The organism is Erysipelatoclostridium sp. MSK.7.34, assembly GCF_019041935.1.
Classification (GTDB): Bacteria; Bacillota_I; Bacilli_A; order Erysipelotrichales; family Coprobacillaceae; genus Thomasclavelia; species Thomasclavelia ramosa.
The window spans coordinates 107139-123449 of sequence record NZ_JAHPYJ010000007.1 but is presented as its reverse complement, the minus strand read 5'-3'; the positions used below and the strand labels follow the sequence as shown (position 1 = coordinate 123449).

The 16311-nt window shown below is 31.3% G+C and carries 23 protein-coding genes and 1 riboswitch; of the genes, 21 read left to right on the top strand and 2 right to left on the bottom strand.

The features are described 5' to 3' along the window. Nucleotides 1-163: 163 nt before the first annotated feature. On the top strand, nt 164-346 hold the full coding sequence (rpsU, locus tag KTF99_RS07150; RefSeq protein ID WP_003534573.1) for a 30S ribosomal protein S21: 183 nt from the start codon (nt 164-166) through the stop codon (nt 344-346). Between the two features lie 207 nt (nt 347-553). Here the strand turns inward: rpsU and KTF99_RS07145 are convergent, their stop codons facing one another. Then, complete coding sequence (locus KTF99_RS07145; protein ID WP_008792788.1) at nt 554-805, bottom strand: hypothetical protein; 252 nt, start codon at nt 803-805, stop codon at nt 554-556. Nucleotides 806-1480: 675 nt separating this feature from the next. Between KTF99_RS07145 and KTF99_RS07140 the strand changes: the two genes are divergently transcribed. From KTF99_RS07140 to KTF99_RS17525, 12 genes are all read left to right on the top strand, one after another. After that, nucleotides 1481-1672, top strand: a complete 192-nt coding sequence (locus KTF99_RS07140; protein WP_008792787.1) for a YabP/YqfC family sporulation protein — start codon at nt 1481-1483, stop codon at nt 1670-1672. Further along, nucleotides 1669-2589 (top strand): sporulation protein YqfD, encoded by a 921-nt coding sequence (locus KTF99_RS07135; RefSeq protein WP_008792786.1) that lies wholly within the window; start codon nt 1669-1671, stop codon nt 2587-2589. Before KTF99_RS07140 ends, KTF99_RS07135 begins: the two co-directional genes overlap by 4 nt. Then, nucleotides 2590-3546, top strand: coding sequence for a PhoH family protein (locus KTF99_RS07130; protein ID WP_003534565.1), 957 nt, complete (start codon nt 2590-2592; stop codon nt 3544-3546). Then, complete coding sequence (locus tag KTF99_RS07125; protein ID WP_008792785.1) at nt 3539-4213, top strand: response regulator transcription factor; 675 nt, start codon at nt 3539-3541, stop codon at nt 4211-4213. The genes KTF99_RS07130 and KTF99_RS07125 overlap by 8 nt, the downstream gene beginning before the upstream one ends. Continuing rightward, the gene (locus tag KTF99_RS07120) at nt 4206-5423 is read left to right on the top strand and encodes a sensor histidine kinase (RefSeq protein WP_003534561.1); all 1218 of its coding nucleotides are present in this window, start codon (nt 4206-4208) and stop codon (nt 5421-5423) included. Before KTF99_RS07125 ends, KTF99_RS07120 begins: the two co-directional genes overlap by 8 nt. Before the next feature lie 107 nt (nt 5424-5530). Further along, nucleotides 5531-6730: a S1C family serine protease gene (locus KTF99_RS07115; RefSeq protein WP_003534559.1), complete on the top strand. Its 1200-nt coding sequence runs from the start codon at nt 5531-5533 to the stop codon at nt 6728-6730. Between the two features lie 126 nt (nt 6731-6856). Then, a complete protein-coding gene (locus KTF99_RS07110; protein WP_003534557.1) occupies nt 6857-7414 on the top strand; it encodes a zinc-ribbon domain-containing protein in 558 nt (185 codons plus the stop codon). A gap of 69 nt (nt 7415-7483) precedes the next feature. After that, a riboswitch (FMN riboswitch) is annotated at nt 7484-7596 on the top strand. A 78-nt stretch (nt 7597-7674) separates the two neighbouring features. Beyond that, on the top strand, nt 7675-8319 hold the full coding sequence (locus KTF99_RS07105) for a Gx transporter family protein (RefSeq protein ID WP_003534555.1): 645 nt from the start codon (nt 7675-7677) through the stop codon (nt 8317-8319). A 1-nt stretch (nt 8320) separates the two neighbouring features. Beyond that, the gene (locus tag KTF99_RS07100) at nt 8321-8680 is read left to right on the top strand and encodes a methylglyoxal synthase (RefSeq protein ID WP_029482433.1); all 360 of its coding nucleotides are present in this window, start codon (nt 8321-8323) and stop codon (nt 8678-8680) included. A gap of 85 nt (nt 8681-8765) precedes the next feature. Continuing rightward, nucleotides 8766-8990: a helix-turn-helix transcriptional regulator gene (locus KTF99_RS07095; protein WP_008792784.1), complete on the top strand. Its 225-nt coding sequence runs from the start codon at nt 8766-8768 to the stop codon at nt 8988-8990. After that, nucleotides 8983-9396: a hypothetical protein gene (locus KTF99_RS07090; protein ID WP_003534549.1), complete on the top strand. Its 414-nt coding sequence runs from the start codon at nt 8983-8985 to the stop codon at nt 9394-9396. Before KTF99_RS07095 ends, KTF99_RS07090 begins: the two co-directional genes overlap by 8 nt. Before the next feature lie 510 nt (nt 9397-9906). Further along, the gene (locus KTF99_RS17525; protein WP_288596274.1) at nt 9907-9984 is read left to right on the top strand and encodes a hypothetical protein; all 78 of its coding nucleotides are present in this window, start codon (nt 9907-9909) and stop codon (nt 9982-9984) included. Nucleotides 9985-10278: 294 nt separating this feature from the next. On the opposite strand, the gene KTF99_RS07085 is transcribed toward KTF99_RS17525, so the two are convergent. Further along, on the bottom strand, nt 10279-10455 hold the full coding sequence (locus tag KTF99_RS07085; RefSeq protein ID WP_003534547.1) for a ferredoxin: 177 nt from the start codon (nt 10453-10455) through the stop codon (nt 10279-10281). Between the two features lie 117 nt (nt 10456-10572). On the opposite strand from KTF99_RS07085, the gene KTF99_RS07080 reads away from it, so the two are divergent. The 8 genes from KTF99_RS07080 (at nt 10573) to mraZ (ending at nt 16307) form a co-directional block, all read left to right on the top strand. Next, complete coding sequence (locus tag KTF99_RS07080) at nt 10573-11523, top strand: hypothetical protein (RefSeq protein WP_003534545.1); 951 nt, start codon at nt 10573-10575, stop codon at nt 11521-11523. 42 nt (nt 11524-11565) lie between these two features. Continuing rightward, a complete protein-coding gene (cmk, locus tag KTF99_RS07075) occupies nt 11566-12234 on the top strand; it encodes a (d)CMP kinase (RefSeq protein WP_009009409.1) in 669 nt (222 codons plus the stop codon). A 1-nt stretch (nt 12235) separates the two neighbouring features. Beyond that, nucleotides 12236-13540 carry a ribosome biogenesis GTPase Der gene (der, locus tag KTF99_RS07070; protein ID WP_003534541.1) on the top strand — a complete coding sequence of 435 codons (1305 nt, stop codon included), beginning with the start codon at nt 12236-12238 and terminating at the stop codon, nt 13538-13540. Nucleotides 13541-13601: 61 nt separating this feature from the next. After that, nucleotides 13602-14606 (top strand): NAD(P)H-dependent glycerol-3-phosphate dehydrogenase, encoded by a 1005-nt coding sequence (locus KTF99_RS07065; protein WP_003534539.1) that lies wholly within the window; start codon nt 13602-13604, stop codon nt 14604-14606. Between the two features lie 39 nt (nt 14607-14645). Then, complete coding sequence (locus tag KTF99_RS07060; RefSeq protein ID WP_003534537.1) at nt 14646-14888, top strand: stage VI sporulation protein F; 243 nt, start codon at nt 14646-14648, stop codon at nt 14886-14888. Between the two features lie 93 nt (nt 14889-14981). Beyond that, nucleotides 14982-15494 carry a YceD family protein gene (locus KTF99_RS07055; RefSeq protein ID WP_003534536.1) on the top strand — a complete coding sequence of 171 codons (513 nt, stop codon included), beginning with the start codon at nt 14982-14984 and terminating at the stop codon, nt 15492-15494. A 16-nt stretch (nt 15495-15510) separates the two neighbouring features. Next, nucleotides 15511-15678, top strand: coding sequence for a 50S ribosomal protein L32 (gene rpmF, locus KTF99_RS07050; RefSeq protein ID WP_003534533.1), 168 nt, complete (start codon nt 15511-15513; stop codon nt 15676-15678). 197 nt (nt 15679-15875) lie between these two features. After that, a complete protein-coding gene (gene mraZ, locus KTF99_RS07045; protein ID WP_008792779.1) occupies nt 15876-16307 on the top strand; it encodes a division/cell wall cluster transcriptional repressor MraZ in 432 nt (143 codons plus the stop codon). The last annotated feature ends 4 nt before the right edge of the window (nt 16308-16311 follow it).

Below are 16311 nucleotides of genomic sequence, written 5' to 3'. Positions count from 1 at the left end.
ATATGAAGAATTATTAAAACAAATTTCTAAAATAGCTGAAGTTGTTGGAAAGAAAATGTAAATTATTTTAAATAATGGATATTTTTCCTTATTTTTCTTGCAATTACCAAGAATTATATATATAATAGGAACGTAATTTAGAGTTAAAGGGGGGAATAGTTCGATGGCAAAAACTGTAGTAAGAGAAAATGAATCTTTAGATGACGCTTTACGTCGTTTTAAAAGACAAGTTTCTAGAACAGGAACCCTTGCAGAAGCTCGTAAGAGAGAGTTCTACGTAAAACCAGGTTTAAAAAGAAAATTAAAATCTGAAGCAGCAAGAAAGAACAACAAAGGTAAAAGATAAAAAATGGGGCTAATGCCCTTTTTTATTTTAATTCATGAAAGTTATTAAATTATAAAAAAGTTAATATTGTGTCTTTTACTAAGAAAAGATAAAAACAGACTTTAAATAAATCTGTCTTTAAGAATCAATCAGTATCATAGTATGTATAAATTACTTTTTTATTAGAAAGGTTAATCATATTAAAAAATAAACAAGCCATCATCTTGTTTATTTTTTTTCATAATGAAAATGTCCGAAATACCAATGCTTATGGCTTACTTGATTTTCAATCAACTGTAAAAATTCTGTCAAATCAAGCTCACCGCGTATAGGGGGCAGGTTCATATAATAGACAGTGCTTTTAGGATACGTATGAGTTAAAATATAATCGATTTTAAAATTATGTGCCTTAAGATTTAATAATACTTCTTGATTGTTTGGTAATTCGGTTTCCCACCAATTATATCCTTTGACTCCCATTTGCCAAGTTGGTGAAAATGCTTTTTCCGAAAGCAAAAAATGTATGTTTTTTATTGTAAGGATTTGTCTATGCATCAAATGAATAATATTTGATCTTAAAAAATGGACTTTTCCGCCATTCTATATTGTAATGGGTAATTGATTTAGATAGTCGAAGTTTTTGTGATTTCCATCAATAAAACAGATTTGATAGGGGAGTGCTGCTAATTTATTTAAAAAATCCAGCTCTTTTTGATTGTTGTGAAACACAAAGCCGAAATCTCCAACAATAAAATATCACGTTTAGTTAAATAGTGATTAAACACATTAAAACAACCTTGATGGTCGAGGGTATCTGCGGTAATATAAATCGTTTTTTCTCCTTAAAAAATCTATTGCTTTGATTAAAAATTGCATAATAAACATATTGATAATTTTATTAAGCAAGATTAAATCATGAGTATTTGACGATTAACTAATAATGTAAAAAATGCAAAATTAATTTCTTCAAAATCTTTACTAGTATCACTATCATTTTTTATCATTACATATAAGTTTAAGCTACTTTTGTTAATAGGTATGTCATATGCATCTCTAAAATGATTTTAGTATAAAAATTATTATAGTGAAACTATTTTATTACACGATTAAACGCATTTACTAAAAAAATATTCATATAATTAGTTAGGTGATTCGATGATCTATATGGAAAATAAGTGTTTAAGTGTCAAATATTATGAATGTGTGATGCTTTTAGAAAATAATGTTATTGAGATAAAGATGGCTAATAATACTCTTAAAGTAACTGGCGCAGATTTAGAAATAAGATATTATAGTGATCAAGAAGTAATAATTTATGGAAAGATTGATTGCTTAAGATTTCTATGAGATTAGGATATGATTTATGTGAAGTCGTCAGTGAGGATATAGTAGGGTTATTGAAATCATTTAAAGAGGACCATATTACAGTATTTCAATTAACAAAAGTCGATGATTGTACATATCGATTCTATTTGCCTATTTATCAACGGATAATGGTTCGTAAATATCATTTAACAATTATCAAAAGTGTTGGAATACTGTATTATTTAATTTTAATGTTTTATCGTAAATTGAGCATCGTTGGAGTTGTCAGTTTTGCAGTCACTGTGATTTTATGTAATCAATTTATTTTTAGAGTTGAGATTATCGGTAATAATCCTAGTACAACTAAATTAGTTAATCAGGTTTTAGCTGAAAATCATATTGATGTTGGTGATAAAAAAAGAACTTATCAACAATTAAATGATATTTATGATGATTTAAAAGATAGTTTTAAAGGGAAGATAGATTATTTAAATATTTATCAAGAAGGTGGCGTATTATTTGTAAAATATACAAATAGTGTTGGAGCTAAAAAAGTAGAAAAGAATTTTGAGAATATTTATGCAAGTAAAGACGGAGTAATTCAAAAAATTGATGTTAGCAGTGGAAATATTTTGGTTAAGTTGAACCAGTATGTAAAAAAAGGTGATCTGCTAGTTTCTAATACGATTACTTCGACTAGTGAAGTAGATAAAATTATTGAAACCGAAGGAACGATCAAAGCATATACGTATACTACCTATGAGGCGAAGATCGATAAGAAAAAAATGGATGATGGTGAAGCATTTAGCTATCTTCTCCATACAATTCGTAGTAAACTAGGTTCAATCGATAAAATAGATAGAGAAAAAGTTTTATCTTATGGTATAATTGATAACAAAAGAGTATTAAAGGTACAATATATTTTGATAGAAGATATTGCATCTAAAGAGGAGAATTAAATGACAGAACAAGTTAAATTAGAAGAATATAGTATTGCGCAATTAAATAATATTTGTGGAAATCATGACGAGAATTTTAAAATGATTGAAGAAGCCTTAAATGTGAGTATTTCTCTTAGAGGTGATGAACTCAGCATTACAGGTGATGATCCAGAACATTTTAAAGAAGCAAAAAAAGTAGTTGCTGCACTTTTAGGATTAGTCGCAAAAGGAATTACGATTACACGCCGTGATGTTGTTTATGCATTGAAATTAACAAAAGAAGATAATTTAGGAAAAATTAGTGAATTATACAATATTAGGATTACTAAAACAGCGAGTGGTAAGATGATTTATCCTAAAACAATGGGACAAAAAGATTATTACTTTGCTCTTAAAAATAATGATGTTGTTTTTGGAGTTGGACCGGCAGGAACAGGTAAAACTTATTTAGCAGTAGTATTTGCGGTTGACGCACTGAAAAATAATATTGTTAAAAAGATAGTTTTAACAAGACCAGCAGTTGAAGCGGGAGAAAATTTAGGTTTTTTGCCTGGCGATTTAAAAGAAAAAGTTGATCCATATCTTCGTCCTCTATACGATGCTCTGCATGATATGCTGGGTGTTGAACAAACTGAACGTTTGATTGAAAAAGGGGTTATTGAAATTGCTCCTCTAGCATATATGCGTGGAAGGACTCTAGAAGATGCATACGTGATTCTAGACGAAGCACAAAACACTACTGATAACCAAATGAAGATGTTTTTAACACGTTTAGGTTTTAATTCAAAGATGATTATTACAGGTGATATTACACAAATTGATTTACCTCGTGGAGTTGAATCCGGATTAATAAAAGCACTAAAAATCCTAAAGGGAGTTAAAGGCATTTCATTTATTCATTTAACTGCTATGGATGTTGTTCGTCATCCAGTTGTTCAAAGAATTATAGAAAGGTATGAAGGGAAAGATGAATAAGTTATTAATTATCGAGGACGATGTTTCGATAAACAAGATCCTTTGCCATGAATTAACTAATAAAGACTATCAGGTAGATAGTCTTTATGATGGAAAAGATGCTTGTAAGCAGATTTTATCAAATGAGTATGATTTAGTACTTGTTGATTGGATGCTGCCATATAAAGATGGAGTTCAAATAATTCAAGAATGTCGTAATAACGGATATATTAAGCCGATGATTTTATTAACTGCTCGCAGTGAACAAGAAGATATTATAAAGGGCTTAGAATCAGGGGCTGATGATTATTTAATGAAACCTTTTCAAGCTAATATTTTGATTGCTCGAATTGAAGCTCATTTAAGACGGTATCATAAACATTTTAAAGGAATTATTAAATATTTAGATATAAAAATGGATTTAAGTAAGCATGAAGTATTTGTTGGTGATGAACTGATTAATCTTACTAAAGTAGAATATGACTTGTTACAAATGTTTATTGATAATAAAGAAGAGGTTTTATCACGTCAAGAGCTCTTGATGAAGATTTGGAATTTTAATTATGATGGTGATACTCGTTTAGTGGATATTCATGTATTTAAATTAAAAACAAAATTAAAAGATAGTCAGGCTTGTTTCCAGTCAGTGCGTGGCGTTGGATACAAGTTGGTGAGCAAAGATGAATAAGAATTATCAAAAGGTTATTTTTTCAGCAATCATTGTAATTATTTTAATGATTTGGAATTTTAATTATAGTTATATTTATTTGATTGGATTTATGATTGCGATGTTATTTATCGTTTATGATACAAATCGTTATTATCAACAGCAAATTAATTTTTATAAACGTGAAAAAGAAAATGAAATTCGTGAAGTTGAAGGAGAAAAAGATTTTAATCATAAAATCTTAAATTCTCTAATCAAAACAATGAATTTACCGATGATTTTTGTTAATAAAGAAGGAACGATTATCTTCACTAATCAGAGTTTCCGTGATGCTTTTAAAATCAAACATTTGCGAGGTAAATATTATAAAGATATTTTTACAGATCAGTTATTAAATATTGTTGATCAAAGTTATATTTTTGAAAGAAAGTTTTCAACTGCAGTTTGTATTGATGAACGTTATTATCAAATTGAAACAACACCTGTATTTCGTGATGATGTAGCATTCGATGGAAGTATTATTCTTTTTACTGATGTTACACAGGTAAAAGAGATCGAAAAGATGCAAAAACAGTTTTTTTCAGATATTTCTCATGAATTAAAAACACCAATGAGTGCAATTATTGGTAGCGTAGAAATTCTTCAAAAAGAAGGAATAAAAAATAAAGATACTTTTAACGAATTTATGGGTATACTACTAAAGGAAAGTTATCGGATGCAGAATATTATTGGAGATATTTTAGAATTATCTCGATTAGAACAGCCTCAAGCGACTCTAAGTCCTGCACTGGTAGATATTGATTCACTGATCAAAGATACAGTGGAATTATTTGAGCCTTTAGCAAAAGATAAACAATTGTCATTAGTATATCAAACAAAAATCAAAGAAGAATTGATGTTAGATTATACGACCGTTAAAACGATTTTAAATAACCTGGTTTCTAATGCTATTAAATATTCTAATGCTGGGGTTATTTCAATTAAATGTAATTATAAAGATGATAATTTAATAATTGTTGTTCAGGATGAAGGGGTAGGCATTTCTAAAGATAATATCCCGTTTATCTTTGATCGCTTTTTTCAAGTGGACCGTTCTAGAAGTAAGAAACTTGGGACCGGTTTAGGATTGAGTATTGTTAAAAAAATGGTGGAATTAAATAATGGGACCATTGATGTAGAAAGCACTCCTGGAATTGGGACTACTTTCACGGTAACTTTGCCAATTTTGTAGAAAATATAATTTCTTTTACAAGTAACACAATTTTTCACACAATATAAAAATAATTTGAACAAATTATTTATTTAAGATATGTGTGTAAAGTAAAAGGAGTGGTATAAATGGAAGAGAGAAATCCAATGGAAGAACAAGTAGAAAAAGAAGAAAATAGTAACCAACCTGAATCAAGAATGGGAAAACATAATAAAAGAAAAGTGACTGTAAATACAAATGGTTTATTTAAGATAGTTATTACTCTTTTAGTGGTTGCCTCTTTAGGAATGAATGTTTTCTTATTTACAAAAGTTAATAAGAGCTCGTCAAGTGGTTCTTCATCGAATAAGAATGCAACTGTGGAAAATGTAAATTATGATGTGAAGAGCTCTACAACTGATGTGATTGAAAAAGTGAATAGTAGTGTTGTTGGAGTATTAGTCTATGCTAATGGAACTGCTAGTGGTAGCGGTAGTGGAGTTGTTTATCGTGTTGATGGAAAAACAGCATATATTATTACGAATGCCCATGTAGTAAGTGGAGCTACTGATGTGCAAGTAGTATTTTCAAATAAAGAATCTGTAAATGCAACGATTGTTGGTAGTGATACTTACAGTGACATTGCAGTACTAAAATTAACTGCTGATTTTGATATGACCGCTATTAAATGTGGAGATTCTAGTTTATTGGATCAGGGAGAAACTGTATTAGCGATTGGTAGTCCGCTTGGAATTGAATACGCAGGGACAGTTACTCAAGGAATTGTAAGTGGAATTGATCGTACTGTTTCAGTGGATTTAAATGATGATGGTCAAGAAGATTGGGATATGAATGTTATTCAAACTGATGCAGCAATCAACCCTGGTAACAGTGGTGGTGCTTTGGTAAATATGGCTGGTGAATTAGTCGGGATTACTTCAATGAAATTATCTAATACTTCAGTAGAAGGAATGGGATTTGCTTTACCAATCAATGATGTTATTACTTCAGTTGAACAAATTATTGAAAATGGTAAAGTGACACGTCCACAAATTGGTATCTCAGGAGTATCTTTATCAGGGTATTCAAGCTATCAATTACGCTATTATCGCATTAATACTGATTTGACAGATGGTATTTATGTATCTCGAGTTACTTCTGGAGGAGCAGCTAGTAAGGCGGGTATTCAAGAAGGAGATATTATTGTTAAGTTTGACGGTAAAGAAGTAACTACTTATAAGAGTTTCTTAACTGAATTATATTCAAAAGAACCTGGGGATAAAGTTTCTGTTGTGGTTAACCGTAATGGTACTGAAAAAACAATAGAAGTGACATTGGGTGAACAGTAAGAATAACTGACACCAGCTAATAAAGAGCTGGTGTTTTTTATTTGTGGAAAATGGAGATTTATAATATAATGTAATTATAAGTTATAATTAGGGAAAGGTAACTTAAAAATGAAATGAGGGAAAATTATGAAATGTAAAAAATGTGGTCAGGAATTAGAAATAGGGGTGAAATTTTGTCCTAATTGCGGTGAGGATTGTGTAAGTCAAGATACTGGAATACCGGTAAAAGAGTCTGTTGATAAAACAAAAAGTGCAATTAATGATTTTGGGGAAAATATGCAGAAAAAAGAAGTTGAAATTTCAGGGAAAAAATTCAACATGCTCGAGGTACTTACGTTTGGGTCGGGTATCTTGGCAATAATTTCATGCTTTTTACCATTTGCTTCAGTATCGATTTTTGGATATAGTCAAAGTGTTAGTTTAATGGATGGTGGAGATGGTATTATTTGCATTGCTTTAGTTGTTGTTGCATTGATTTTATCCTATCTTCATAAAGACATTGTAGCGTTAGGCTTAGCTGGTGCAACTGCAGTTTTGGCGGTATATGAAATTTTTAATGCTAAATCAGTACTGGGTGGTTATGGGAATATTTCTATCGGAGCATATTTATTGCTCTTGGCTGCTATTGGATTGGTTGCAGGAATCTTTTTAGTTTATAATAATACAAAAAAACAACAAAACTGACAGAATAACTAACTGTTAGTTTTTTCTTATTGAAATAGTAGGAATACTATGCTATATTATATAGGAAAAGAAAGTCTTCAGGGCAGGGTGTGATTCCCGACCGGCGGTAAAGTCCGCGAGCATAAGCTGAGTAGGTGAAATTCCTACACCGACAGTATAGTCTGGATGGAAGAATGACATTTTTTAGTTAATAATTAATGCCTTTTTGTCATGGAGATTAGTATTTTCATGATATTTTTTATTATAAAGGAGAAATTATTGTGGAAACTACTAAGACAAGAAAATTAGTATTATCAGCAGCGTTGGCGGCATTAGGGATGATCTTGGGTTTGTTGGAGATACCATATCCCTTAGCCCCTTGGCTAAATCTTGATTTATCAGAAATTGTTGTAATTATGGCAATTTCAATGCTGGGGTTTAAATCAGCATTATTTGTGTGTGTATGTAAATTCTTTGTTTCAATTTTATTTAAGGGACCGGTAGGACCAATTGCAATTGGTCAGATTACTGCTTTGATTGCTTCATTGACGATTTGTTGTGTTTATTATTATTTATCAAGACATTTAAAATTACAAAAAGAATGGCAGTCTTATGCCGTGAACATGATTATTACAATGTTTGTATTTGCAATGGTAATGTTTATTTTGAATTACCTGTTTGTAACTCCAACTTATTTAACTCAAAAACCAACTTGGTATACAGATTTACCATTTGTTTTAGATATTAATTCATTCAATCAACAATATGGTACAAATATGTCCGTACCGGGCTTTTTGAATTTCTTATCGCCTTATGGTCAAGCCATTTTTATCATTTATTTCCCATTTAACTTTATCAAAGGGATTATTTCTGCTATTGTATATTATATAGTAAGACCAATTGAATCAAAGTTTAAGGAGGCATAAGATGAATATTGCTTTAATTGCTCATGATCAGAAAAAGGGCGAATTGATTGATTTTGTTAAAGATAATGAAGAAATTTTTGCAAGACATAATTTATATGGAACTGGAACGACTGGTAAAAAGGTCATGGAGAATACAAATTTAGAAGTAACTAGATTTTTATCAGGACCTTATGGCGGAGATCAACAGGTAGGAAATTTAATTGCGCTAGGACAGATGGATATGGTTATTTTTTTTCGGGATCCTTTGACAGCACAGCCGCATGAACCAGATATTAGCGCGTTAATACGTTTATGTGATGTACACTATATTCCTTTAGCATCTAATAAAGCAACAGCATTAATGTTATTGAAATCACTGTAGATATAGCTCTTGCTATATCTATTTTTTTAGTTTATAATATGAAATGTACTTCACGTGAAGTTAACTTCATATTATGGTGGTGGAAATGAAAACAAGAATAAAAGAAATGCGCTTAATAAAAAATATGACACAACAACAGTTAGCCGATCTGGTTCATGTATCATCTAGGACAATCATTTCGATAGAAAAAGAACAATATAACCCATCACTAATGTTAGCGTATCGAATTGCCGAAGTTTTCGATACTACAATTGAGGAATTATGTTGTTTAAAAGAAAATAAAGAATTGGAGGATCAAAAAAATGCATAAGATCAATCCCCGGTATATTATTAATGGGACATTGGGAATTATTTTAGTATTTGCTACAGCCTATGTTATTTGGCAAAAGGGCTTTGTTTTAAAATATGGATTAGCTTTGCTAGTTGCTTTTGTTTTAGGGGTTTATAATTTATATCATTGTTTTGATAATGATTGGGAAGATGAATTGAAAAATAATACAGATGAACGAGATTTGTTTATTGCGATGAAGAGTGGTCAAAAAACAGTACAATTAATGAATTTATTACTTTATGCAGGTAGTATTATTACAATTGTTTTGTATGGAATCACAAAGAAAATGATGTTTATGATAGCTGGAACCACACTTGTGAGTGTGGTTGTGGTGATGTTTGTAATATTTTTCGTAATAAACAATTATTATGAAAAACATGGATAAATGGAAAAACAAGGAGGCTGTGACGCATTAAAATAATGTGTTTGTCTAAAAAATTAAACAGCACTTAGACTCAAATAGAGTTTAAGTGCTGTTTTTGGTATAATTAGATTATGAAAAACATCGAACTGTTAGAATCTAATTACCCTATAGCCAATGGTAATTATGACACATTTCAATGCAGACTTCCACTAGACTTTTTTATTGTTATACCTATAGATGATCCGTTGACATCATTCGTAGAGATTATGAAAGGTATTAATACCTCCAAGTATTTTGACTGCTCTCACAGAGGCGATAAAGGCTCCAACCCCAATATGATTCTTCAGGTTATAAAGTCTTTCCTCAAGGGTACACATTTAATATTGAATAGGAAGAAGTATGGAACACCAGAGGTGATTACTTACAGATAAGCAGAGTGTTTGAATATAGACATTGCAATGAATGCTTAAATAAAGAAAAATACAAATTAATTACAATCTTAATAAACTTCAGTCAAAAGTAGATGAAAACTTGAGAACAGCTGATGGGATAGAAATGAAAAAGCAAAGAAGCATTCAGGCTGAAGACACATTTGGAGTTATTAAATAGGAGATGAATTATACAAGACTGAGAAAAAAAGGAAGTCTAGATGTGAAAACAGAGCTTTTTCTGATCGGAATAGTATATAAATTTAAGAAAATATCATAATAAAAAGCATAAGAATAGAAACAGCATAGTTTCTTAAATATCAAAATTTTAAAAACAGAAGAGCGATATTTTTTATAATACTCAAAAAGTCATACACATACGAATAATTTTATTATTCTAAAAACTCAAAAAATAAAAAAGGCATAACGCTTAAAGGTTTAAAAACCTTTATTCGTTACAGCCTCTTTCTATCGATTAATCTTCTACTTCGATTGCTTCTACAGGACAAGACTCAGCAGCTTCTTTAGCTGAAGCAACATCATCGCCAACAACAGATGCTAATCCTTCATCATTCATTTCAAAAACATCTGGTGCAACACCTGTACAAGCACCACATCCGATGCAAGATTCGTTTACTGTAATTTTAGCCATTATAAATTCCTCCTTTGTTATGTATCTATTATATCCCAAATAAATATATTTTCCAATATTTTATAAAGGAAATAATGAAAAAGTATGTTATAATGTACGACGAAAGGGTGATTTCGAGTGAATAGTTCACGTGTAAACAAATATCGCGATTTACGAGCTGGTTTAAAAGATGAAGCAGGGATTAATCGTGAAAATATAGAGGATACAATTGATATCATTGATGATATTGAAGATGATGATTTTTTAGCGACAATAAATCGTTCTTTTAAACAAGAAGAAAAAGACTTGCCAGATATTAATGACACTTTGACAGAAGCTAAAACTTTTGAACAAATGCGTCAAGAAAGCAGTGAAGAAATAAACCGAGCTTTGCGAAGTGCTAAGGTCAGTGTTGGTAAAGAAGCGCAGTACAATACAAGAATGGATATTTTAAATAAAATTAGAGAACCAGAAAAGCAAGTAGTTCATATCGATAATCTGGATAATATCAATACTTCAGAATTTTCTAAAGGGTATTTTGTAAATCAGGAGGAATCGGTTGTTACAAAAGCTGAAGAAGAAAAAAAGGCTGCTAAAAAGAAGATGACTTTAATGGAACGACTTGCCAGCATGTCACCAGAAGAAGATGCTAAAAAAGCTAAGCTGGTAATGGACGAAGTTCAGGAAGAAGCAGAGCAAAAAGAAAATGAACTTGAAGAAGCATTGAAAAAAGATACAGGTGTTGTGAGTTCTGGAACAGCTGAGGACACTTTAGAAGATGAAGAATTGGCAAAAATTGAACAAACACGTTCGTTAGAGGAAATGCTTCGACAGATTAAAGAGAAAGATCAGCGAGAGGTTGAAAAAGTACTTAAACAAAAAGAAGACACAGCAGATTTAAAAGTGATTAAAAATCAAACAAATGATAAAACTATAGATAGTAAATCAAAGGCAAAACAATCTCGTAGTGATATTGTTGATGAAAAGAAAAGTGATCGAATCGCTACTATCTTAAACTATGTAATTATATTCCTAGTAGTTGTATTTATTGGATTGTGTGGTATGATAGGATACCAGTTGTTCTTTTAAACTAAGGTTACCCTTAGTTTTTTTCAAGGAGTGGAGGATATTATGAAAAAAATTTCTATTGCCGTTGACGGGCCAAGTGCGGCTGGTAAAAGCAGTATTGCAAAAATAGTTGCTAAACGATTAGATTATATCTATATTGATACAGGGGCAATGTATCGTTGTGTAGGATATTATTGTCTTGAAAATAATATTGATTTAAAAGATGAACAAGCGGTATCTCAGGCTTTGAAACAAATCAAAATTGAAATGGATAGTAATAACCATATCTTTTTAAATGGGCAAGATGTTAGCCAAGTGATCCGTCAAGATCAAGTTTCTATGTCTGCTAGTGTAGTATCAAGTTATCAGGCGGTTCGTACGTTTCTTGTAGAACAGCAGCGTCAGATGGCAAATGTTGGTGGTGTGATTTTAGATGGGCGTGATATTGGGACAGTTGTTTTGCCAAATGCAGAATTGAAAATATATCAAATTGCTAGTGTTGATACCCGTGCTAAACGTCGTTATTTAGAAAATCAAGAGCGAGGATTAACAGCAGATTTAGAGCTGATCAAAAAAGATATTGAACAACGTGATTATCAAGATATGAATCGCGATATTTCACCGTTAAAACAGGCAGAAGATGCCATCGTATTAGATACATCAGCGATGACTTTACAAGAAGTTGTTGATGCTGTTTTAAAATTAGTAGAAGAAAAAATAAAGGAGGTATAATATGGCAGGTGTAGTAGCAATAGTTGGACGAGCGAATGTTGGTAAATCAACTATTTTTAACCGAATTGTTGGAGAGCGTATTTCCATTGTAGAAGATGTTGCGGGTGTTACTCGTGATCGTATTTATGCAACTGCAACATGGTTGACAAAAGAATTCCGTTTGATTGATACGGGAGGAATTGAATTACAAGATGCATCTTTTACTGCCCAAATCAAGATGCAGGCAGAAATTGCCATTGAAGAAGCAGATTTAATTGTTTTTGTTGTTAATGGACGTGAAGGAATAACTCGTGAAGATGAGTATGTAGCACGTCTTTTACAAAAAACAAGTAAGCCGGTTTTATTGGCTGTTAACAAAATTGATGATAATGCTTTTAAAGATGATATTTATGAATTCTATAATTTAGGAATTGGTGACCCAATTGCAGTATCAGGAAGTCATGGAATTGGAATTGGTGACTTATTAGATGAAATCATTAAGAATCTCGATTTTGTTGAAGAAGAATTTGATGAAGATGAAATTCGTTTCTCAATTATTGGACGACCAAATGTCGGAAAATCATCGTTGACGAATGCGATTCTTGGTGAAGAAAGAGTAATTGTTTCGAATATTGAAGGGACAACTCGTGATGCGATTGATACAGCATTTGTTAAGGATGGACAAAAATATCGTGTTATTGATACTGCCGGAATGCGAAAAAAAGGTAAGGTATATGAAAATATTGAAAAATATTCAATTTTGAGAGCCTTATCATCAATTGAAAAAAGTGATGTTATCGTTGTTGTTATTGATGGGAATCAGGGAGTTATTGAACAAGATAAACATGTTGCCGGTTATGCTCATGAAGCTGGTAAGGGAGTAATTTTAGTTGTTAACAAATGGGATTTAGTTGAAAAAGATGAGAAGACAATGCAAAAGAAAGAAAAAGAATTGCGTAGTCAGTTTAAATATTTGGATTATGCGCGGATTATTTTCTTATCTGCCAAAACTCATCAACGAGTTCAACAATTATTCCCATTGATTCAAGAGTCATTTGAAAATTCACATAAACGTGTTCAAACTAGTGTTTTAAATGATGTTCTTGTTGATGCTCAAGCAATCAATCCAACAACTACGTTCAATGGTGGACGCTTAAAAATCTTCTATGCTAATCAGGTTAGTATTTGTCCCCCAACTTTTGTTCTATTTGTTAATGATCCTCAATACATGCATTTTAGTTATAAGCGTTATTTAGAAAATCGTTTAAGAGATTCTTTTGGTTTTGAAGGAACGCCAATTCATATTATTTGTCGTAAACGTGATTAGTCGTGCTATTAATTAATTAGTTTGGTATAATATTGATACAATAATATAAGGAAGTGTAACAATGAGTAAAATTGCGGTACTAGGAACTGGAAGTTGGGCAACAGCTTTAAGCAGAGTTTTGATCGATAATCAAAATGAGATAATGATGTATGGTATTGATCAAGAACAAATTGATGATATTAATTTTAATCATCAAAACGAAGCTTTTTTTCACAATATTTCTTTAGAAAGTGAAATTAAAGCGACAAATAATTTAGAAGAAGCCTTAATGGATATGGATTATTTATTAATTACTATTCCAACACAATTTGTTAAAGAAACATTAGAACAAGTAAAACCATTAATAAAGAAAAAGATTACAGTTATAAATGCAGCTAAGGGTTTTGATTTAGGGACAAATATGCGTATGTCTGATACGATTCGTAGTGTGCTTGATGAGAACTTGATTAATCCGGTCGTTTCATTGATTGGTCCAAGTCATGCTGAAGAAGTAGTCGTTCGAATGTTAACGACAGTGTGTGCTGTTTCGTTAGATGATGATACTGCCCGAGATGTTCAGACGTTATTTTCGAATGATTATTTTAGAGTCTATCGATTAAATGATGAAGTTGGGGCTGAGTACGGGGTTGCTATTAAAAATGTTATTGCAGTGGCGGCTGGAGTTTTAAGTGGTTTAGGCTATGGTGATAATACTAAGGCAGCATTAATTACTCGGGGTCTGGCAGAAATGGTTCGTTATGGAACGAAAAAAGGTGGTAAATTAGAAACCTATATGGGATTAACAGGTGTTGGAGATTTAATTGTCACTTGTTCATCGGTCCATTCGCGGAATTTTCAGGCTGGTCTAGAAATTGGTAAAACCAATGATGCACGTGCTTTCATGAAAAATAATAAAAAAACTTGTGAAGGAATTCGTACTTGTCGAGTTATTTATGAAGATGCTAAGAAATATACAGATATTGAATTACCTATTATAAATGCGATTTACAATGTTCTATACAATAATCATGAACCAAAACGTGAGATTCAACAGCTGATGCGTCGAGAATTGAAAATTGAGGGGTAACGTTATTTAAATATTATCATAGTATATAGTGGTGATAATATGAAAGATGAAGATGTTTTATTAGATAAGGTTGTAAAGAAAACTAATGTTAATAAAGGAGAAATATTAAAATTAGCTAATGATTTACAGTCTAAAGATTTAAATAATGAAAATGATATTAAGGATTTTATTATGAGTGTGGCTAAGGTGACTAATAAACCAATCACTCCTAGCAAGGTTGATAAATTAGTTTCGATGATTAAATCAAATAAAATTCCTAAAGATATCGACAAGATGGTCTAAGACAATATAGTAAAATAAACGATAAAAACAAGTATTTTTTAGGTTGACTTATGGTATTATTTTATATATAATTGTCATTGCGGTTATAGAAGGGTGATTATTTTGAAATACAATTTACAATGGATTGTTAAGCATCGTGGAAAATTTGATTTTGAAGAGGGACTAACTTTTCCTTCGGAGTTATTTGACCAGTATGCTCAAATTAATGACTTGAAGGACATTATTGTCTCAGGAACCGGAGATCTTGATTTGAAAGATAAACGTTTATATGTTGATCTTAATATTAAAGGAACTATGATTCTTCCTTGTGCTATTACACTTGAAGATGTTGAGTATCCTTTTGAAATTAATTCAACTGAAGTGTTTGCTTTTGAAAAACCTGATCCACTTGAAGATGTTCATGAAGTAAAAAAAGATATTGTTGATCTTACCCCAGTGGTATTTGAAAACATTATGCTGGAAGTACCGATGAGGGTCGTCAAAGATGATGCTAATATTAAATCTAAAGGAAAAGGTTGGAGAATATTAGATAACAGTACTAGTGATAAAGATGATGATTATATCGATCCTAGGTTAGCTAAATTAAAAGATTATTTTAAAGATTAAATAGGAGGTTATACTGATGGCAGTACCATTTAGAAGAGTTTCAAGTACAAGAAGAAATAAGAGAAGAACTCATGATAAGCTTACAGCACCAGCTGTAGTTGTATGTCCAGAGTGCGGTGAATACAAAATGTCTCATAAAGTTTGTAAACATTGCGGTACTTACAAAGGACAAAAAGTTTTATAAGAAACGGCGTCTTAAGGGCGCTTTTTTTGTTGTTTAAGGGTTGATTAACGAAATTTTACGTTAATTGACCCTTTTTTGTTTAATTGTCGAAATCTTCTTATTTAAAGAAAATGCTATACAAAGTATCGACCAGGGTATATAATGGTGGTAAGAAGTGTTAATTTGTGTTACTAAGTGTTAAAGAGTGGGTGATATAGATGTTCATGGGTGAATTTAGGCATAATATTGACGCCAAGGGGCGTCTTATTATTCCTTCAAAATTAAGGGAGCAATGTGGCGAGAGTGTTGTAATCACTCGCGGTTTTGATGGTTGTCTAGCTTTATACACCCAAGAAGGCTGGAATGACTATTATCAAAAACTCCAAACACTGCCAAAAACTAAAAGAGAGGCACGTAACTTTGTTAGAATTATTACTTCAAGAGCAAGTGAATGTGAATTTGATAAATTAGGGAGAGTAAATATTCCTAATGTTTTAAGAATAGAAGGTAAATTAGAAAAGGAATGTATCATCGTTGGCGTTGGTGATCATGTAGAAATCTGGAATCAGAATATTTGGGATGATTATTATGATGCCAATAAAGATAACTTTGATGAAATTTCTGAATCGTTAGAAGGTTTTGAATTATAGGAGA